This window comes from Allobosea sp. P1_B10 (genome assembly GCF_056406735.1).
The window spans coordinates 234,722-254,292 of record NZ_JBFTZP010000005.1 but is presented as its reverse complement, the minus strand read 5'-3'; the positions used below and the strand labels follow the sequence as shown (position 1 = coordinate 254,292).

The following is a 19,571-nucleotide window of genomic DNA, read 5'->3' as shown; positions in this document are numbered from 1 at the left end:
CTATGCAGCGACTGTTTTGGTCGCAGATGGGAAGTCGAATGGCGAAAACAGTCGAACTCGACAGTTTCGATCACGCGCTGCTGCGCGAGGTCCAGGTCGACAATCAGACGCCTGCACGCGTGCTGGCCGAACGCGTCGGCCTGTCCCAGAGCGCGGTGCTGCGGCGCCTGCGCCGCCTGCGGGCGGAGCGGATCATCACGGCCGACGTTTCGATCGTGAGCCCCGAGGTGCTCGGCGTCCCCGTCACGGTGCACGTGCTGGTCTCGATCGAACGGGGCTCGCGCACCTATGGCGAGTTTTCGCGCAAGCTGCAGTCGCGTCCGGAGGTGAAGCAGGCCTCCTATGTCACCGGAGGCTCCGATTTCGTGCTGCATCTGCAGGTCGAGAGCATGGCCGCCTATGCCGCCTTCGCCCGCGAGGTCTTTCACGACGACCCCAACGTCTCTGAATACCACACCTATGTCGCCATGCGCGAAGTCGTCGGGGTGACGCCGAAACGGTAATCCGCACGAAACCCGCAGACCTCACCCTGCGTCAATTTTTCACAACCCACCCCAATCCCGCCTTCGCCGCGCCCAATTCGGCCGCGCTTATCACGCCACCGTGATTTGGGAGGGATAGCACCATGAAGAGCCGACTTGCCGCAGCCCTGATCGTCGCGCCGAGCTTTGCCGGCGCAGCCGAGGCCGATTTCGCCTCGCGCATCGATCGGGTCACCGTCTATCCCGATGGGGCGGTGGTGACGCGGCTGGGCAAGGCCGACCTGCTGCAGGGCACCTCGCAGATCGTGCTGCGCGGCCTTCCCGCGACGATCGATCCCGCCTCGATCCGCGTCGATGGCGTCGGGACCGGCGCCTTCTCGATCGGCGCGGTCGATGTCCGGCTGGTGCCCGGCGAGACGAAGCCCCTCGACAACGCCATCGAGACCAAGCTCAAGGCCCTGCGTGACGAAAAGGCCGTGCTCGACGGCCAGCTGAGCGCGATCGAGTCCAAGCGCGAGACGATCGAGCGCTTCGCCCAGACCGGTCCCGACAAGCTCGGCCCGGACGGGAAGGCCCTGCCAGTGGCCGACTGGCCGGCGGTCTTCGAGGCGATCGGCACGGCTCTGGTCAAGGTCCAGGACGAGTTGCGCGGCGTGCGCAACCGAGCCACCGATATCCAGAACGAGATCGCCGCGCTCGAGCGCGCACGTCCGCAGCCCGGCCGCCCCGGCGCGCCCAAGCGCGATGTCGCCATTGCCGTTGAGGCGCCGGCACCGGTCTCCGCCGAGCTGATTGTGAGCTACAGGGTCACCGGCGCGAACTGGACGCCGGCCTATGAGGCCAGGCTCTCCACCGGCAGCACCGCCGCAAAGCCGGAGATCGCCTTTACGCGGCGCGCCGAACTGCGCCAGCGCAGCGGCGAGGACTGGACCGATGTGGCCGTCACGCTCTCGACGACACGCTCGGCCGGCGGCACCCGCGCGCCCGATCTCGCACCGATGCAGGTGATGTTCTTCGAGCCACCCTCGATCTACGAGGCGCGGGCGCGCGCTGCCGACCAGATCCGCCGCGAGCAGACCCAGCGCATGGCGCCCGCCGCCGCGCCAGCGCCCAAGGCGGTATCCGCAGCGCCAGAGCCGGCCGCCGAGGCCGCGACCATCGCGACCGCCACGATCGAGGCCTCAGCCTATCAGGCGAGCTTCCAGGTACCCGGACGCATCACCGTCCCGCAGGATGGCTCGTCGAAGGCTGTAGTGCTGAGCCAGAGCAAGGCCAATCCGGCGCTCAGCGCCAGGGCCACGCCGGAACTCGAGGAGAAAGCCTATCTCGAGGCCAGCTTCACCCATGAGGACGAGGCCCCGCTGCTGCCCGGCCAGGTCTTCCTGCATCGCGACGGCGCCTATATCGGGCGTGGCCAGATCGGCCTGGTCGCGCCCGGCGACAAGGTCGAGCTCGGCTTCGGCGCCGACGACAAGCTCAAGGTGACACGTGCGCCTGTCCGCCGCCGCGAGAACGACCCGACCTGGCTTGGCCAGACTCGGACCGACCTGCGCGAGTTCCGCACCGTGGTGAAGAGCCTGCACGCCCAACCGGTCAAGGTCACCGTGACCGAGCGTATCCCGTTCTCCGAGGTCAGCACGATCACCATCGAGACCCTGCCGCAGACGACGACCCCGACCGAGAAGCAGGTCGGCGACAAGCGCGGCGTCTCGGCCTGGACCTTCGACCTAGCCCCTGCGGCCGAGAAGGAGATCAAGCTCTCCTATCGCATCAAATGGCCGGGCGATCGCGAGCTCAGCTATGCGCAGCAAGGCGCGTCGCAGCCGGGTCCCATCCAGCGCTAGAGCTTCAGTGCGCGACATTGATCGCGCAGTTTCGCCCGCAGCAACGCCTTTTGACAGGCCGCCGGATTGCCCTTAGCGGAGGACGATGACCTCGTCCTCGCTTCGCTTCTTTCTCCGCTCCGCGACCTCGGCCCACCACCGGGCGCTCGAGGAAATAGTCGGCCCCGTCGAAACCCTTTCGGCCTATCGGCGTTATCTCGCGGGCATGTACTGTTTTCGCGCACCCGTGGAGCTCGCCCTCGCTGGCAGGCTCAATCCGGCTCCCTTCCAGGACTGGCGACCGCTCGAGCTGCACGGGCTGCTTGCGGCCGATGCCGACGATCTCGACCTCGCCCTTCCCGAGATCGGCGGGCCTGCAGAGCTGTCAAATGACAGCGCGCGCCTGGCAGGCCTGTTCTATGTGATGGAAGGCTCGTCGCTCGGCGCGCAACTGACCTACCGCACAGTGAGCCAATTCGGCATGACGGACAGCCATGGTGCCCGGCACCTCGCCTTGCAGGCCGGCTCCATCGACAATTGGCGGCGCTACATCGGCCTGCTCGACAGCCAGACGGCGATCGATCGCGACGCCCTGGCGGCAGGCGCCGACGACGCCTTCCTCGCAGTGACGCGGGCCTTCCAGAGTCTCGACCATGATGAACTCGCCGCAGGTTGATCTCACCAACTGCGATCGCGAGCCGATCCATATTCCAGGCAGCATCCAGCCGCATGGCTGCCTGATCGCCTGCGATCCCGAGGCGGTGACCGTCCGGCGCCATTCGGCGAACCTGGCCACGATGCTGCGCCTCTCCGAGCCCAGCCTGATCGGCCGGCGTCTCGAGACGCTGCTGGCACCGCACCTCGTCCATAATCTTCGCAACGCGCTGGCGCGCTCGGGAGACCCGTCGCGACCCGGCCTGATGACAGGCGTGCAGCTCGTTCCGGGCGGACCGCAGTTCGACCTGTCGGCGCATCACCATGGCGGCCACGCGATCATCGAGATCGAGCCCTCGGCCGGCGACAGCACGACCACCCCGCTCGAATTCACGCGTACCCTGATCCGCCGCATGGAGAAGCAGGGCACGATCGACGGGCTGTTGCGCCAGGCAGCGCGGCTGCTGCGCGCCGTGCTGCAATATCATCGCGTCATGATCTATCGCTTCGCGCCCGATGGCTCCGGCCAGGTCGTCAGCGAGGCCCGGCGCGCCGACCTCGAGAGCTTTCTGGGCCAGCACTTTCCCGCCAGCGACATCCCCCAGCAGGCGCGCCGGCTCTACCTGCAGAATCCGATCCGCGTCGTCGGCGATTCCGGCGGGGCGCGCATCCCGATCGAACCCGTGTTGGACGAGGCCGGCGCGGCGCTCGACCTATCTTTCGCGCATCTGCGCAGCGTCTCGCCGGTTCACTGCGAGTATCTGCGCAACATGGGCGTCGGCGCCTCGATGTCGATCTCGATCATCCTGGGCGGCCAGCTCTGGGGCCTGATCGCCTGCCATCACTACGCGCCACGCCCGCTGCCGATGAATTTGCGCATAGCGGCCGAGATTTTCGGCGAGTTCCTGTCATTGCAGCTGGATTCGCTGATCCAGCGCGAAAAGCTCGACGCAGCGGAGCGCACGAGGGCTTTTCTCGACGCGTTGCTGGTCAACGCACCCCAGGCCAGCGACGCCGCGACCTTCCTGCGCGAGAGCCTGCCCGCCTTCCAGAGGCTGATCGCCTGCGACGGTGTCGGCCTCTGGCTCGACGGCGCCTGGACGCAAGCCGGCACCACACCGCCCGACGCCGCCATCGCGCCGCTGCTCGCCTTCGTCGGGGAGGCCGGCGAGGGGCGCGTCTTCGCCTGCCATGACCTGCCGGACCGCTTTGCACCGGCCGAGGCCTACCGATCCGAGGCCGCAGGCGTGCTCAGCATCCCGCTGTCGCAACGCCCGCGCGACTACCTGCTGTTCTTCCGCCGCGAGGTCATCGAGACCGTGGAATGGGGCGGCGACCCCAACAAGCACTACGAGACCGGCCCGCTCGGCGACCGGCTGACCCCGCGCAAGAGTTTCGCGATCTGGAAGGAGACCGTCGAGCGCCAGTCGAAGCCCTGGACCGATAGCGAGCGGCGCGCAGCGGAGTCGGCGCGCTCGGCCCTGGTCGAGGTCGTGATGCATCACACCGAGATGCTGGCCGAGGAACGCTGCAAGGCCGACCTGCGCCAGAAGCTGCTGAACGAGGAATTGAACCACCGGGTCAAGAACATCCTGGCCCTGATCAGCTCGCTGGTCTCGCAGCCGGTCAAGCCCGACGAGCCGGTCGCCGCGTATGTCGACGCCCTCAAGGGGCGCATCGTCGCCCTCTCGGTCGCGCATGACCAGATCGCGCGTGGCAGCGGCGGCGGCGCGCTCGCGGCGCTGCTCGAGGCAGAGCTCTCGCCCTATCGCGGGCACGGCATCGTCACGCTGGAGGGCCCTGCGCTCACGCTGGACGGGCGCGCCTATTCGGTGATGGCGCTGGTGCTGCACGAACTCGTCACCAACGCCGCCAAATACGGCGCCCTGTCGCGGCCCGGCGGGCATCTCGCCATTGCCTGGCAGCGCGACATCGCGGATGGCGTCGCGCTGAACTGGACGGAAAGCGGTGGACCGGAGGTCTCCGCCCCGACCCGGCACGGCTTTGGCTCGGTCCTGATCAACCGCAGCATCCCCTTCGATCTCGGCGGCACAGCCGATATCGACTATGCCCGCGACGGCCTGCGCGCCCGCATCTCGGTGCCGGGCCGGCATCTGGCCTGGGGCGCTGGTGCCACCGAAGGCCCGACGGCGGCCGCGACCCCGGCCCACATCGAGGCCACACCGCTTTTGGGCAGGTGCGTGCTCGTGGTCGAGGACCAGTTCCTGATCGCGATGGACGTCGAGACGATGCTTGTCGCGGCGGGTGCCGCCCGCGTCGAGATCTGCGCGACGCTCGACGAGGCCCTTGCGCGACTGGAAACGTCACGGCCGGACGTCGCCGTGCTCGACGTTCAACTGGGCTCGCAGACCAGCGAGCCCCTGGCGCGCCGCCTTATGGAACGCGCCATTCCCTTCGCCTTCGCATCGGGCTTCAGCGACCCCGGAATGCCTCCCGATCTGGGACAGGCGCCCCTGGTCCGCAAACCTTACGGCAGCACCGAGTTGGTCGCGGTATTGACCGGATTGTTGGCCGGCCGGGCCGCTTTGCCTTGACCTCGCCGCCTTGTTGGCTCATGAGGGCTTGCAAGGACATGCCCCGAAACCCCGGCCTTGCGTCGGGGTTTTGCATTCGCGCGTCGCTTGCGTTCGTAAATGCGAGTCGAGCAGGGAAAACCTGAACCATGGCAAATGTGGTGGTGGTCGGCGCCCAATGGGGCGACGAAGGCAAGGGCAAGATTGTCGACTGGCTGTCGAGCCAGGCCGATGTCGTGGTCCGCTTTCAGGGCGGCCATAATGCCGGCCATACGCTGGTCATCGATGGTGTCGTCTACAAGCTGTCGCTGCTGCCCTCGGGCATCGTGCGCCCCGGAAAACTCTCCGTCATCGGCAACGGCGTCGTCGTCGATCCCTGGCATCTGATTGAGGAGATCGAGCGGCTGCGGAAGCAGGGCGTCGCGATCAGCCCGGTCAATCTGCGCGTCGCCGATAATGCGACGCTGATCCTGCCGCTGCATCGCGAGCTCGACCATTTCCGCGAGACCGCCAATGCCGGTCTCAAGATCGGCACGACCAAGCGCGGCATCGGCCCCGCTTATGAGGACAAGGTCGGCCGCCGCGCCATCCGCGTCATCGACCTCAAGGATCCCGCGATCCTCGAGGCTAAGATCGAGCGCCTCCTCGCCCATCACAACGCGCTGCGTCGCGGCCTGGGCATCGCCGAGGTCGACGCGGTCGAATTGCTCGCACAGCTGAAGGCGATCGCGCCGCAGGTGCTGCCCTATGCCGACACCGTCTGGGCCCTGCTCGATGCCGAGCGCCGCGCCGGCAAGCGCATCCTGTTCGAGGGTGCGCAGGGCGCGCTGCTCGACGTCGACCACGGCACCTACCCCTATGTGACCTCGTCGAACATCGTCGCCGGCCAGGCCGCGACGGGTTCGGGCCTTGGTCCCTCGGCCGTCGGTTACGTCCTGGGTATCGCCAAGGCCTACACGACGCGCGTCGGCGAAGGCCCCTTCCCGACCGAGCTCTTCGACGAGATCGGCGAGCTGATCGGCCAGAAGGGCAAGGAATTCGGCGTCGTCACCGGCCGCAAGCGCCGTTGCGGCTGGTTCGATGCCTGCCTGGTGCGCCAGACCGTGAAGACCTCCGGCATCGACGGCATCGCGCTGACCAAGCTCGACATCCTCGACGGCTTCGACGAGATCAAGGTCTGCACCGGCTACAAGCTCGACGGCGAACTGCTCGAGCATCTTCCCGCCGGCCAGAGCGACCAGGCCCGTGTCGAGCCCGTCTACGAGACCATCGCAGGCTGGGAAGGATCGACCGCCGGCGCCCGCTCCTGGGCGGACCTGCCGGCGCAGGCGATCAAGTATGTTCGCCGCATCGAGGAGCTGATCGGAGCGACGGTTTCGGTCCTCTCGACCAGCCCGGAGCGTGACGACACGATCCTGGTCCACAACCCCTTCGAGGCCTGACAATCCTGCGGGCCAGCCCAGCCCCGCGAGGGTTGACGCAGGCCCGCATCAGCGACAAGTGAGGCCAATGGCCGATTTCTATCCCATCCTGTCTCGCGCGGTTGCCGGCCTGCCCGACACCTCGCCCGAGGCGCGCCGGGCGGTCTATGAACGCGCCCGGGCCGCGCTCGTCGCCCAGCTGCGCGGGCTCGATCCGCCGCTCGGCGAAGCCGAGATCATGCGCGAGCGGCTCTCGCTCGACGAGGCTGTCGCGAAGGTCGAGGCCGATTACGGCGAAGGCCCCGTCGCCCAGCCCGGCCAGGCCACGCCGATCATCCGCGACCTGCCGGAACCGGAGCGTCAGGAACCGGCCTATCAGGTTCAGCCCGAGCCCGAACCCGCCCATGATGAGGGCCGCTTCGAGAACCCCCTTCCCGAACAGCCGGAGCAGCAGGCCGTACGGCCCCGCGTCGCACCGCCGCGCGAGCGCAGGGTCAATCCCGGCCATGTCCGGACCGCCATTGTCGGAACCGGCATCGCCATCGCGGTCGCCGCGATCGCTGGCGCCGCCTATTACGTCAACAAGATCAAACCGCCGCAGACTGCCGCACGGCCACAGGTGGAAGCCCCGGCCCAGGGCACGCAGCCCGAGGGTGCAGGCAAGCTGAACGACCGCGTCGGCGATGCCGGCGCACCGGCCACGCCCGCAACCCCGGCTCGTCCGACGCAGGACACGCCGGCAGCGGCACCCGGTCCCGAGGTCGCCGTGGCGCAACGCGCGATCCTCTACACCGAGACGCCGGAGAATCCGCAGCAGCCGCGTGCCGTCAACGGGCGCGTGTTCTGGCGTCTGGACAGCGAGAGCGCCGGCCAGGGACGCCCCGTGGAAACGATCGTGCGCGCCACGATCGAGATCCCCGAGGCCGGGCTGGGGCTCGACTTCACGATCCGCCGCAACACCGATCCGGCCTTCCCCGCCTCGCACATCATCGGCCTGCGCTTCACCGGCGCCGGCAGCCAGGCGATCGAGGCCATTCGCGAGATCGGCGTGCCGCAGTTCAAGACCGACGAGAGCGAACGCGGCGCGCCGCTTTCGGCGATCAACTCGGCGCTCGGCGACAATCTGTTCGTGGCGGCGCTCTCGAACGTCCCCGTCGAACTCGAGCGCAACAGCGACCTGATCATGACGCGCAACTGGATCGACATCCCGATCCGCTTCGCCTCGGGCAAGCGCGGCATCATCACCTTCGAGAAGGGCATCTCGGGTAACCAGACCCTGCGGGACGCCTTCAGCCGCTGGCGCTGAGCCAATCGCAAGGCCCGAAACGAAGCGCCACACCTGGATGACCGCTTAGCGGTGTGGCTGCGGGACCGAGCGTATCTGCTAGCTCTTCCGCTCGGCAGCAAATCGCGCGGCCGCGCGCAACATGTCGGCTTGCGCCCCGAAGCCAGACAACGCCGCAACCGCCGCGTCGCTGAGACGATCCCGCTCACGCTTGGCTCCTGCGAGGCCGAGCGCCGAGACCAGCGTGGCCTTGCCCCTCTCGGCATCCTTGGCGGTGGCCTTGCCCAGATCCTCAGGCGTCGCCTCGACATCGAGGATGTCGTCGGCGACCTGGAAGGCAGCGCCCAGGGCCTTGCCATAGGCGACCAGTGCCGCGATCTCAGGGGCCTGGGCGCCGGCGATCAGTGCACCGATCTCGACGCTGCCAGCCAGCAGGGCCCCGGTCTTCATAGCCTGCAACAGGCGGATATCGTCTTGCGACAGACTGCGTGGCCGGCCACCGTCGAAACGCCCCTCGGCCGCGAGGTCTATCATCTGGCCGCCGGCCATGCCGCCGAGCCCCGAGACCCGCGCCAGCACCCTCACCAGCGCGATCCGGACCTCGCCCGAAGGATGCGTTGCGGGATCTGCCAGCACATCGAAGGCTAGCGTCAGCAGGCTGTCGCCGGCCAGGATCGCGGAAGCCTCGTCGAACGCCTTGTGGACGGTCGGGCGGCCCCGCCGCGTATCGTCGTTGTCCATCGCCGGCAGGTCGTCATGGACCAGCGAATAGCAGTGCACGAGCTCGACCGCCGCGCCAGCGCGCAGCGCCTGCGCATGGTCGCCACCGAGCAGGCGCGCCGTTTCCATGGTCAGGAACGGACGCAACCTCTTGCCGCCGCCGAGCGCGCCGTGCCGCATCGCCGCGAGCAGCGGCTCGGGGCGAGCCAGTTCGCCCTCGCGCGGCGGCGAGGACAGGAGCGTGTCGAGCAGGGACTCGATCGCGTCTGCCGTCCGTGCGAGACTTGTCGGGAGGTTCTGGGTCTCGGCGTCTGACGAGGCGGAACTCATGCACGGGATCTCGCGTTCGCTGCGAGGCCGTGGGCGCGAGGCGGCGCAGACCGGCCTTCGTGCAGTTCGGTGCTCGCCTTGTTGCGAGCGGGCTTGCCGGAGCCGGGCGGCGGCGTCAAGCCAAAGGGGGGAACGGGAGTTCATGGCGACAGCTATGCGGGCGGCGCAGCGCGGCCTTTTCGCGCGCCTGATTCGCTGGGCCCTGCGTATCGTCATCGGCCTCCTCGCGCTGTTGCTGCTGGCGCTGGCGCTCTACCGCTTCCTGCCCGTGCCCTCGACGCTGATGCTAGGACGCTGGCTGACCCTGCAGCCGGTGGAGCGGCAGTGGGTCCCGCTTTCGCAGATATCCCCGAATCTGATCCGCGCCGTGATCGCGGCCGAAGACCAGCGCTTCTGCACGCATCGCGGCATCGACTGGATCGAGCTCAACGCCGTGATGGAGGATGAGGACGGGCCGAGCCGCGGCGCCTCGACCCTGACCATGCAGACGGCCAAGAACGTCTTTCTGTGGCCCGGCCGTTCCTATCTCCGGAAGGGCCTCGAACTGCCGCTGGCGGCAGCGCTCGATTTCGCCTGGCCTAAGCAACGCGTCATCGAGGTCTATCTCAACGTCGCCGAATGGGGCGACGGGCTTTTCGGTGCGGAAGCTGCCGCGCAGCGCTATTTCAGGAAGCCGGCCTCGCGGCTGAGCCCGGCCGAAGCCGCGCGCCTGGCAGCCGCCCTGCCCAACCCGCTGCTGCGCAATCCCGCCCGGCCCAGCCGCGGCCTGCTGGCCGCCGGCAACCGCATCCAGCGCCGCATGGGCCAGCTCGGCGGGCTCGGCGACTGCGCCCTCGCCGCAAGGGAGACGGAAGCCCTCGACTAGCGACGCCAGGAATGCGATAGACGTCCCGCCTGCGCCGTTTTTTAGCGCGCTGCTCTAGCCATGCTGTCCTTGAGCGTGTATGGGCAAGGCCTCACGAGATTGATTACGTCGTCGTGGCGGTTGTGCAGCCTTTTGGCCTGTGCTTCCGGACGCCGGCACGATGGAGAGTACTATGGCCGTTCCGAAGAGAAAGACTTCGCCGTCGAAGCGCGGCATGCGCCGCTCGGCCGATGCGCTGAAGCAGCCCACCTATATCGAAGACAAGAACTCCGGCGAACTGCGCCGTCCGCACCATGTCGACCTGAAGAGCGGCATGTATCGCGGCCGTCAGGTCCTGAAGGTCAAGGCCGAGGCCTGATCGCACGGGACCTCCGGGTCCCGCGCCATGTTCTGCGCGAACGAAAAAAGCCGGCCGCGAGGCCGGCTTTTTCCATGCGCGGTGGTCTGGCTTTGCTCCGCCGGTCTCAGGCGAGTCGTAAGCGGCGATCCGGCACCGGTCGTGCCGCCGCACCGTAGCTGCGCGCCGCAGCCTGCGGCGAACTGAGCCCGCGCCGCGCGAAAGGGCCGATTTCGGCCCGGCATGCCGCGAATTGCAGGAGAAGCAGGGCCGATTCGGCGGCAGCAAGCCGAAGCTGGTCTTCGCGTTGCTCGCTGCGTGCCATGTTCCGCTCCGAAACGCCGAAGGTTGCGTCGCAGCGAAATTTGCAATTCTCCGGCCGGGCTTAACGAGGCGTTAATCCAAAAACCTGCATCGTTTCGGGACAAATCCCGATCCGTCCGGGCCAGGACGACACGGCGTCTCGCCGCCGTGCGGTTCGCCCGTTTGAGGCTGAAACCCACGATGCCCGTGCCGTCGATCCTCAGCCCTGCCGACGAGCCCCTGATCGACCCGCGCAGCCTGCTCTCCTCCATCGGCGAGGTGCTCTACACCTGGGACATCGCCAGCGACGGCCTGAAATGGGGACCTAACGCCACCGATCTCCTGCCCGGCGTGCCAGCCCACGTCATGGGCCGGGGCCTTGCATTCGCAGGCCTGGTCGAGCCCGGCAGCGGCCGCAGCCGCTATGACGCGATCTTCTCCTCGAGCGGCAACGACCTTGGCGACGGCGTCGTCTATCGCACGCGCTACGCCGCCGATCTCGCGGGCCGCAAGATGTGGATCGAGGATGCCGGCCGCTGGTTCGCCGGCGCCGACGGCCGCCCCGCCAGTGCGCGCGGCATCCTGAGGCTCGAGCGCAGCGTCCGCCAGGACGAACTCGGCGCGGTCGCCAACGAGCTGTGCGACCGTACCTCGCTGATCGAGCGCGTCGAATCGACTCTCGCCGAGAACCTGCCGGCGGAGCGCGTCGTCGTGGTGCTCGTCACTGCGATCGACGAACTGACACGGCTGAACGATGACTTCGGCCATGAGACCACCGACGAGATCATCGGCGCCGTGCAGGACCGCCTGCGCTCCGTGATGCGCCGGCGCGACCATCTGATGCGCTATTCCGGCAATCGTTTCGCCATCCTGCTCACCGGCTGCCCCGCCAATCAGGTCGAGGCAGCGGCGCGCCGCTTCATCAAGGCCGTCTCGCGCTCGGCGATCGAGACCGGTCGCGGCATCGCGTTGGCGCGTCTGCGCGTCGGCGCGGCGGTGGCGCCCGACCTCGCAAGCCATGCGGGAACCCTGGTGGCAGCGGCGGAATCGGCCCTCGCCAGCGCACGGGCCGGCGCGGTCGACACCGCCGTCATCGCCCGGCGCAGCGATATTCGCCAACCCAGCCAGGAGCGCCCGGGCTTCGACCTCCAGGCTGTGGCTGCGCTGAACGAGCGCCGCGTCCAGCTCGCCTTGCAGCCGATCGTGCGCGCCTCGACGCGCGAGATCGCCTTCCACGAGGCTCTTCTGCGCGTCGGCCAGTCCACCCAGGGCTTGTTCTTCGCCCCCGCAGAACTGATTCCGCTGCTCGAACGGCGCGGCCTGGTGCGCCTGTTCGACCATCGCGTCCTCGAGCTCGCGGTCGACCTGCTCGCCCACGACACCAGCCTATCGCTGTCGATCAACGTCTCGCCGCGCTCACTGGCGGACCCCGAGTGGATCGATGCCTTCATCGCCTGCACCAATGGTGCGCGCGGCGCCGCACAGCGCCTGGTCGTCGAGGTCACCGAGACCGCCACCATCGATGATCCCGCCCGCATGACAAAGCTGCTGACCCGGATCAAGGATCAGGGCGCACGCATCGCCATCGACGACTTTGGCGCGGGCCATACCTCCCTGAAGCATCTGCGCGCCTTCCCGATCGATATCCTGAAGCTCGACGGCGCCTTCACCCAGAACCTGCGGCGCTCGACCGACGACCGCTTCTACGTCCGCACCCTCATAGACCTCGCCCGTCACCTCGGCGTAGAGACGGTGGCCGAATGGGTCGACGACCAGCTCCAGGCGACGATGCTGACCGATTGGGGCGTGACCTATCTGCAGGGCCACCTGGTCGGGAAGGCCGAGATCTGGCCGGTCGCCGCGCCCGAGCGGGCCAGCGCGRCCGGCTAGTACGCCGGCATCGCCTCAGCAGCGATCGCCACGCCTGAGAAAAGCTACGGCCCCGGGCGGCGCTCATCGCCCGGGGCCGTTTGTCGTTCACGCTCTATCGCGTGGCGCGTCTCACTTCGGCTTTGCGAGCTTGTCTAGCCGTTCGCGCATCTCGTTGAGCTCGCGCTTGAGGTCGCCGAGATCGTCGCCCTTGGCCGGATTGGCCTGGGACGCTTCCTGTTCCTTGGCGGCGGCCATGGCCGTGAAGGGGTTGAACATGCGGAAGGCGTCGGTGAACATCGCCATGTTGGCCCGCGTCTGCGCCTGGATCGCATCCATGGCGCCGGTCCCGCCGAAGGCGCCGCCCGAGAAGGCCTTGGCCATCTGCTCGCGGAACTGGCCCTGGTCCTTGGTCAGGTTGTCCATCGAGAATTCGAGGTAGCGCGGCACCAGCGCCTGCATGCTGTCGCCGTAGAACCGGATCAGCTGACGCAGGAAGGCGATCGGCAGAAGGTTCTGTCCGTCCTTGGCCTCCTCGTCGAAGATGATCTGGGCCAGAACGGACCGGGTGATGTCCTCGCCGGACTTCGCGTCATAGACCACGAAATCCTCACCGCCGCGCACAAGGCCAGCCAGATCCTCAAGCGTAACATAGGAACTTGTTCCAGTATGGTAGAGGCGGCGATTGGCGTATTTCTTGATGACGGTCGGTTCTTTGTCGCTGGCCATCAGAATCCTGCATCACTTTGGTTCGCGCCCTGCCACGAAGATCGCGGTACGGCCGATCGGAACGGTTCCACCCGCAACGATAGCTTGTCGGCGGCATGCCGCAAGTTTTTTGAGCGTGCAGCGCAAAACCTGCTCTGCGGCAGGTGCGAGATTGCATCGACGTCAGGCAGCGCGGCGGGTTTGCGGCGCCCCCCTCCCGCATCGTCCTCCTCAGGCTTACTTGACGGCGGCGCGGCAGCCTTCGAAGGTGCCTGCCGAACCCAGTGACCAGCGACAGCCGGACACGCGAGAAGAACAGGGAATCTAGCCATGTCTGATACGGACATCGTCATCGTCGGCGCAGCACGTACGGCGGTCGGCGCCTTCAACGGCGTCTTTGCCAATACCCCGGCCCATGAACTCGGCGCCGCTGCGATCAAGGAAGCGCTCGCCCGCGCCAAGGTCGACCCCGCCGATGTCGACGAGGTCATAATGGGCCAGATCCTGACCGCCGGTCAGGGCCAGAACCCCGCCCGCCAGGCAGCCATGGCCGCAGGCATCCCGCAGGAGGCGACCGCCTGGGGCCTGAACCAGCTCTGCGGCTCGGGCCTGCGCGCCGTCGCCATCGGCCTGCAGCAGATCGCCAGCGGCGATGCCGACATCATCGTGGCCGGTGGCCAGGAATCGATGTCGATGTCGCAGCACGGCGCTCATCTGCGCAACGGCACCAAGATGGGCGACACCAAGTTCGTCGACACCATGATCAAGGACGGCCTCTGGGATGCCTTCCACGGCTACCACATGGGCACGACCGCCGAGAACGTCGCGACCAAGTGGCAGATCAGCCGCGAGGAGCAGGACAAGTTCGCGGTCGGCTCGCAGAACAAGGCCGAGGCCGCGCAGAAGGCCGGCAAGTTCAAGGACGAGATCGTCCCCTTCACCATCTCGACCCGCAAGGGCGACATCGTGATCAGCGACGACGAGTATCCGCGCCATGGCGCGACCGTCGAGGGGATGGCCAAGCTGCGTCCCGCCTTCTCCAAGGATGGCACCGTCACCGCGGGCAATGCCTCGGGCATCAATGACGGCGCCGCGGCCCTGGTGATCATGAGCGGCAAGGAAGCCGCCAAGCGCGGCCTGAAGCCGCTCGCCACGATCAAGTCCTGGGCCACGGCAGGCGTCGACCCCGCCATCATGGGCTCGGGCCCCATCCCGGCCACGCGCAAGGCACTGGAGCGCGCCGGCTGGTCGGTCTCCGACCTTGACCTCGTCGAAGCCAACGAGGCCTTCGCGGCCCAGGCGCTGGCGGTCAACAAGGACCTCGGCTGGAACCCCGACATCGTCAACGTCAATGGCGGCGCGATCGCGATCGGCCATCCGATCGGCGCCTCGGGCGCCCGCGTGCTGGTGACGCTGCTGCACGAGATGCAGAAGCGCGACGCCAAGAAGGGCCTCGCCACGCTCTGCATCGGCGGCGGCATGGGCGTCGCCCTCGCGGTCGAGCGCGCCTGACGCAATGGCGCGGCAGACCACCCTCTACCGCTATCTGACCGGCCCCGATGACGCCTCCTTCTGTCATCGGGTCTCGGAGGCTTTGAGCCAGGGCTGGGTGCTGTATGGGCACCCGACCCTGACTTTCGACGCGACGTCGCAGCGCGTGGTCTGCGGCCAGGCCATCATCAAGGACGTGGACGGCCCATACCGGTCCGACATGAAATTGTCAGAAGAATAGCGCGGCGATCACGCCGCCTAGAGGGGAAAAAGGCTATGGCGAAGGTCGCGTTGGTTACTGGGGGGACGAGGGGCATCGGCGCGGCAATCAGCCGGGCCCTGCTGGCGGCCGGGCACAAGGTGGCCGCTAGCTATGCCGGCAACGACGAGGCGGCGGCCAAGTTCAAGGCCGAGACCGGCATCCCGGTCTATAAATGGGATGTCGGCGACTACGACGCCTGCGCGGCGGGCATCGCCCAGGTCGAGGCCGAGAACGGCCCGGTCGACATCCTGATCAACAATGCCGGCATCACCCGCGACGGCTTCTTCCACAAGATGACCCGCGAGCAATGGTCGGATGTGATCCGCACCAATCTCGACTCGCTCTTCAACATGACACGCCCCGTGATCGAGGGCATGCGTGCCCGCTCCTTCGGCCGCATCATCGTGATCTCCTCGATCAACGGCCAGAAGGGCCAGATGGGCCAGGTCAACTACTCCGCCGCCAAGGCCGGCGACATCGGCTTCGTCAAGGCGCTGGCCCAGGAGAACGCCAACAAGGGCATCACCGTGAACACGATCACGCCGGGCTATATCGGCACCGATATGGTCGCCGCCATGCCGGAAGCCGCGCTCCAGCGCGTCATTGCCGGCATTCCTACGGGCCGTCTCGGCAAGCCCGAGGAAATCGCCCAGATGGTCGTGTTCCTGGCCTCCGAGCACGGCGCCTTCACCACCGGCGCGACCTTCGCCGTCAATGGCGGGCAGTACATGGCGTGAGCCTCACGCCGCGGCCGGCCGAGGCGTCCCGTCCGCCTCGGTCGCCTCGGGCTCCTGCGAGATCGGCGCCGTCATCGGGTCGATGATGTCGAAGGGGCGCTCCACCCGCTCCGGCGCCTCGCGGACCCGGATCCGCAAGCCGGCGATCGCCGCCAGCAGCAGCGTCATCAGCGCCATGAAGTAGAGCAGGCCGTTGATGTCGAAGCGCGCCATGATCCCGGCGCCGAGGATGGGGCCGAGCGCCGAGCCGATGCCGCTCACCAGGATCAGCCTGCCGCTGACCGCGACGACGCGATCGGACGGCATGCGGTCGAAGGCGTGCGCGACGCAGACCGGGTAGAGCGTCGACATGAAGCCGCCGAGCAGCGCCGCCACCGGCAGCACCGTCGCCAGCTGCGGCGGCAGCAGCACCAGCAGCACGGCGGCAGCCGCGAAACCCACCGCCAGCCCCGCCAGGACGAGCCGGCGGTCGTTCCGGTCCGACAGACGCCCGACCGGCACCTGCAAGGCCAGCCCGCCGAGCACGGCGACCAGCATGAACAAGGCGATCGTGCCCTGCTCGATGCCGTTGTTCAGCATCCAGGCCGGCACCAGCGCATAGAAGGCGCTGCTGATGATGCCGCTGACGACGCAGCCGGCGACCGCGACGGGCGCCTGACGCGTGAGCTCGCCATAAGCCAGCGAAGCGCCCCCTTCCGCTGCGGGCACCGTGGTGGGCGCCTCGGCCCGCGTCGTGCAGACCATGACCAGCGCCAGCGCGAACAGTGCCCCGACGACATGGAAGGCGGCGGCTGACTGGATCGCGAGCCTGGCGATCACGAGCTGCCCGACCGCCAGCGCCAGGAAGGTGCCGACCATATAGGTCGAGAACACGCGGCCGCGCTGGTCCGCCTGGGCCTTGGCGTTGAGCCAGCTCTCCGTGGTGACGAACAGCCCGACGCAGCCGATGCCCATCGCGACACGACAGGCGATCCAGGCCGGTGCCGAGATAAAGAGCGGCATCGCTGCCGCCCCGACGATGACGAGCCCGGCAAAGGCGGCGTAGGCGCGGATATGGCCGATGCGCTGGATCACCCCGCCGCAGCCCACCGCCCCGAGGGTGAAGCCGACGAAATAGGCGCTGAGCACGATGCCCGAGGCGGTCGCACCGAACCCCTCCGTCGTCAGCCGCAGCGACAGGAAGGTGTTGAAGAAGCCGTTGGCGAGTTGCACCAGGCTGGTTGCGGCGATGAGCGTCCCGATCTGAACCAGCACGGCAATCTCCTGCGCAGCGCCGGCGAGGCCGGCCGGGTCTCAGGAATCGCTAGGGACCAAATGTGGGCTCAGTACGTCGCTGCGGCGTCGTCGTTACGAACGTCGGCCCGATCTCGGCAGCAGGAACGTCAGGAGCCCCATGGCCGGCAGCCACGAGCAGAGCTTGAACACCGCGATGATGCCGATCGAATCCGCCAGCGCTCCCAGCCCCGCCGCGGCGATACCGCCGAGCCCGAAGGACAGGCCGTAGAACAGGCCACCGACCAGGCCGACGCGATGCGGCACGAGGTCGATCGCGTAGATCAGGATCGCCGAGAAGGCACTGGCCATGATGAAGCTGACGATCACGCTGAGCACGCCTGTCCAGAACAGGTCGGCATAGGGCAGCACCAGCGCAAACGGCAGCGATCCCAGGATCGAGAGCCAGATCACGCGGTCGCGGCCGATCCTGTCGCCGATCATGCCGCCGATGATGACGCCGGCGGCGCCGACGACGAGGTAGATGAAGAGCATGATCTGGGAGAGCTGCAGCGCGATGCCGAAGCGCTCGATCAGGTAGAAGGTGTAGTAGGAGGTGAAGGCGGCGGTGTAGCCGTTCTTCGACAACAGCAGCACGACCAGGACCGTCATGGCGAGCAGGACGCGCCCGCGCGGCAAGCCATGGCTCGGCGCCTCCTCGATATGGTCGCTCGAGGCCTTTTGCTCCCGCCGCAGGGCCGAATAGCGCGCACCGAGCCAGCCCATCAGCAGCATCGCCACCAGCACCACGCCGGAGAACCAGGACAGGCTCGTCTGCCCGCGCGGCACCACCACCAGCGCCGCCAGCAGCGGCCCGACGGCATAGCCGACATGCCCGCCGACCTGGAACACGCCCTGCGCCAGCCCCTGCCGTCCAGCCGCAGCATGGCGCGCCATCCGCGTCGCTTCCGGGTGGAACACGGCCGAGCCCAGCCCGATCAGCGCCGCCGCGACGAGCACGACCCCATAGCTCTGCGCGAAGGCGAGCAGCAGCAGCCCGGACAGGGTCGAGCACATGCCGGCGACCATCGCATAGGGCCAGGGCCGCTTGTCCGTGACATAGCCGAGCAGCGGCTGCAGCAGCGAGGAGGTGACCTGGAAGGCCAGCGTGATCAGCCCGATCTGCATGAAATCGAGCTGATAGCTCTCCTTGATCAGCGGATAGAGCGCCGGGATCATCGACTGGACGAGATCGTTCAGCAGATGCGCCATGCTCAGCGCCAGCAGCACCGGCATCAGCGGACGACGGGCGACAGAGGGCATCGGGATCGTTGTCATGCCTGACGCATGGTCCCCAGCGCTCCCGCCGTCAACGGGCCGGCACGGCGTCGCGAGCATGGCGCCCATGGCGGCAAGGCGGTGCTGCGGCGCAGCAACATCGGGCAACAGCGGCATTATCCCAAGATCGCGACGCGCCCGCGGAATGTAAATCTTGACCGACAGCCTGCGCCGGTCCCATGCCGGACCACGCTCTTCTGAACGATTGCATGCCATGACCTCCCGCACCGCAACGACCATCGGCCTGAATGCCATCCTGCTCTGGTCGACGCTGGCGTTGTTCACTGCCATGTCGGGCCGCGTCCCGGCGTTCCAGCTGGTCGGCATGACCTTCGCCATCGGCGGGCTGGTGATCCTGGGCGTGGCGATCGCGCGCGGCGAGATCCGTCGCATCGTGCCGACGCCGGCCTCCTTCGCGCTGGGCCTCTACGGCCCCTTCGGCGACAGCGCGTTGTACTACGCCGCCGTCAAGACGGCGCCGCCGGCGGAAGCCAACCTCATCCACTATCTCTGGCCGCTGCTGATCGTGCTGTTTGCAGCTTTGCTGCCCGGAGGCGGCCTCAAGCTGAGGCACCTGATCGGTGCGCTGATCGGCCTCGGCGCGACCATGCTGCTGATTTCAGGCGGGCTCGGCAGCGGCGGCGGGCTCTCGCTCGGACATCTCCTGGCCGCCCTCGGCGCCTTCGTCTGGGCGAGCTATTCGGTGCTGTCGCGCCGCTTTTCCACGGTCCCTTCCGAGAGCCTCAGCCTGACGCTGCTCGGCTGTGCCGTTGCGGCCTTCGCCTGTCACGTCGCCTTCGAGACCACGCTCTGGTCGCTGAGCCCCACGGAATGGGGCGGGGTCCTTGGTCTCGGCATCGGCTCGATCGGGCTTGCCTTCGTGGTCTGGGATATCGGCATGAAGAAGGGCGACGTCGCCCTGCTGGGCGTCGCCTCCTACGCCGCGCCGGTGCTCTCGACGCTGGTCCTGGTGGCGGCCGGCTATGCCCAGGCGAGCTGGCTGCTCGCAGGCTCCTGCGCGCTGATCGTGGTCGGGGCGGTTGTCGCGAGCTTCCAGCCCCGTCGCACCAGCTCCTGATCCGCGCGTCTCGATAAGGGCAGCGCAGCCGGGATTGTCATTGCGAGCGAAGCGAAGCAATCCAGAGTCGGCAGGGCGCACCAGCGGCTGGATTGCTTCGCTCGCAATGACGGAGAGGGGCG

At 67.9% G+C, this 19,571-nt stretch carries 18 protein-coding genes; 13 read left to right on the top strand and 5 right to left on the bottom strand.

The features are described 5' to 3' along the window. The first annotated feature begins 38 nt into the window (after positions 1-38). From AC1D2L_RS14110 to AC1D2L_RS14085, 6 genes are all read left to right on the top strand, one after another. Positions 39-503, top strand: coding sequence for an Lrp/AsnC family transcriptional regulator (locus AC1D2L_RS14110; RefSeq protein WP_476846495.1), 465 nt, complete (start codon positions 39-41; stop codon positions 501-503). A 122-nt stretch (positions 504-625) separates the two neighbouring features. After that, a complete protein-coding gene (locus AC1D2L_RS14105) occupies positions 626-2,326 on the top strand; it encodes a mucoidy inhibitor MuiA family protein (RefSeq protein WP_476846494.1) in 1,701 nt (566 codons plus the stop codon). A gap of 85 nt (positions 2,327-2,411) precedes the next feature. Continuing rightward, positions 2,412-2,981: a biliverdin-producing heme oxygenase gene (locus tag AC1D2L_RS14100; RefSeq protein ID WP_476846493.1), complete on the top strand. Its 570-nt coding sequence runs from the start codon at positions 2,412-2,414 to the stop codon at positions 2,979-2,981. After that, positions 2,959-5,514 (top strand): HWE histidine kinase domain-containing protein, encoded by a 2,556-nt coding sequence (locus tag AC1D2L_RS14095; RefSeq protein WP_476846492.1) that lies wholly within the window; start codon positions 2,959-2,961, stop codon positions 5,512-5,514. The genes AC1D2L_RS14100 and AC1D2L_RS14095 overlap by 23 nt, the downstream gene beginning before the upstream one ends. 128 nt (positions 5,515-5,642) lie before the next feature. Further along, positions 5,643-6,935: an adenylosuccinate synthase gene (locus tag AC1D2L_RS14090; protein ID WP_476846491.1), complete on the top strand. Its 1,293-nt coding sequence runs from the start codon at positions 5,643-5,645 to the stop codon at positions 6,933-6,935. A 67-nt stretch (positions 6,936-7,002) separates the two neighbouring features. After that, a complete protein-coding gene (locus AC1D2L_RS14085) occupies positions 7,003-8,220 on the top strand; it encodes a histidine kinase (protein ID WP_476846490.1) in 1,218 nt (405 codons plus the stop codon). 78 nt (positions 8,221-8,298) lie between these two features. On the opposite strand, the gene AC1D2L_RS14080 is transcribed toward AC1D2L_RS14085, so the two are convergent. Beyond that, on the bottom strand, positions 8,299-9,249 hold the full coding sequence (locus AC1D2L_RS14080; RefSeq protein ID WP_476846489.1) for a polyprenyl synthetase family protein: 951 nt from the start codon (positions 9,247-9,249) through the stop codon (positions 8,299-8,301). 154 nt (positions 9,250-9,403) lie between these two features. On the opposite strand from AC1D2L_RS14080, the gene mtgA reads away from it, so the two are divergent. Continuing rightward, entirely contained in the window at positions 9,404-10,114 is a 711-nt protein-coding gene (gene mtgA / locus AC1D2L_RS14075) for a monofunctional biosynthetic peptidoglycan transglycosylase (protein ID WP_476846588.1), read from the top strand. Between the two features lie 172 nt (positions 10,115-10,286). Beyond that, positions 10,287-10,472: a 50S ribosomal protein L32 gene (gene rpmF / locus AC1D2L_RS14070; RefSeq protein WP_069688448.1), complete on the top strand. Its 186-nt coding sequence runs from the start codon at positions 10,287-10,289 to the stop codon at positions 10,470-10,472. A gap of 106 nt (positions 10,473-10,578) precedes the next feature. Here rpmF and AC1D2L_RS14065 read toward each other — a convergent pair whose 3' ends face one another. Then, entirely contained in the window at positions 10,579-10,776 is a 198-nt protein-coding gene (locus AC1D2L_RS14065) for a hypothetical protein (RefSeq protein WP_476846488.1), read from the bottom strand. A gap of 179 nt (positions 10,777-10,955) precedes the next feature. On the opposite strand from AC1D2L_RS14065, the gene AC1D2L_RS14060 reads away from it, so the two are divergent. Continuing rightward, positions 10,956-12,644, top strand: coding sequence for an EAL domain-containing protein (locus AC1D2L_RS14060; protein WP_476846487.1), 1,689 nt, complete (start codon positions 10,956-10,958; stop codon positions 12,642-12,644). A gap of 111 nt (positions 12,645-12,755) precedes the next feature. On the opposite strand, the gene phaR is transcribed toward AC1D2L_RS14060, so the two are convergent. Next, a complete protein-coding gene (gene phaR / locus AC1D2L_RS14055; RefSeq protein WP_476846486.1) occupies positions 12,756-13,352 on the bottom strand; it encodes a polyhydroxyalkanoate synthesis repressor PhaR in 597 nt (198 codons plus the stop codon). Between the two features lie 309 nt (positions 13,353-13,661). On the opposite strand from phaR, the gene AC1D2L_RS14050 reads away from it, so the two are divergent. Genes AC1D2L_RS14050 through phbB form a run of 3 tightly spaced genes read left to right on the top strand, consistent with a single transcriptional unit; the run spans position 13,662 to position 15,821 of the window. Continuing rightward, positions 13,662-14,843, top strand: coding sequence for an acetyl-CoA C-acetyltransferase (locus tag AC1D2L_RS14050; RefSeq protein ID WP_476846485.1), 1,182 nt, complete (start codon positions 13,662-13,664; stop codon positions 14,841-14,843). Positions 14,844-14,847: 4 nt separating this feature from the next. Further along, positions 14,848-15,063 (top strand): DUF1737 domain-containing protein, encoded by a 216-nt coding sequence (locus AC1D2L_RS14045; protein WP_476846484.1) that lies wholly within the window; start codon positions 14,848-14,850, stop codon positions 15,061-15,063. A 35-nt stretch (positions 15,064-15,098) separates the two neighbouring features. Next, positions 15,099-15,821: an acetoacetyl-CoA reductase gene (gene phbB / locus AC1D2L_RS14040; protein ID WP_476846483.1), complete on the top strand. Its 723-nt coding sequence runs from the start codon at positions 15,099-15,101 to the stop codon at positions 15,819-15,821. Positions 15,822-15,824: 3 nt separating this feature from the next. Here phbB and AC1D2L_RS14035 read toward each other — a convergent pair whose 3' ends face one another. Then, positions 15,825-17,075 carry an MFS transporter gene (locus AC1D2L_RS14035; RefSeq protein ID WP_476846482.1) on the bottom strand — a complete coding sequence of 417 codons (1,251 nt, stop codon included), beginning with the start codon at positions 17,073-17,075 and terminating at the stop codon, positions 15,825-15,827. Between the two features lie 93 nt (positions 17,076-17,168). Continuing rightward, on the bottom strand, positions 17,169-18,371 hold the full coding sequence (locus tag AC1D2L_RS14030; RefSeq protein WP_476846481.1) for an MFS transporter: 1,203 nt from the start codon (positions 18,369-18,371) through the stop codon (positions 17,169-17,171). A gap of 214 nt (positions 18,372-18,585) precedes the next feature. Here AC1D2L_RS14030 and yddG point away from each other — a divergent pair, with 214 nt between their 5' ends. Next, positions 18,586-19,449 (top strand): aromatic amino acid exporter YddG, encoded by an 864-nt coding sequence (gene yddG, locus AC1D2L_RS14025; RefSeq protein ID WP_476846480.1) that lies wholly within the window; start codon positions 18,586-18,588, stop codon positions 19,447-19,449. Positions 19,450-19,571 lie beyond the last annotated feature (122 nt).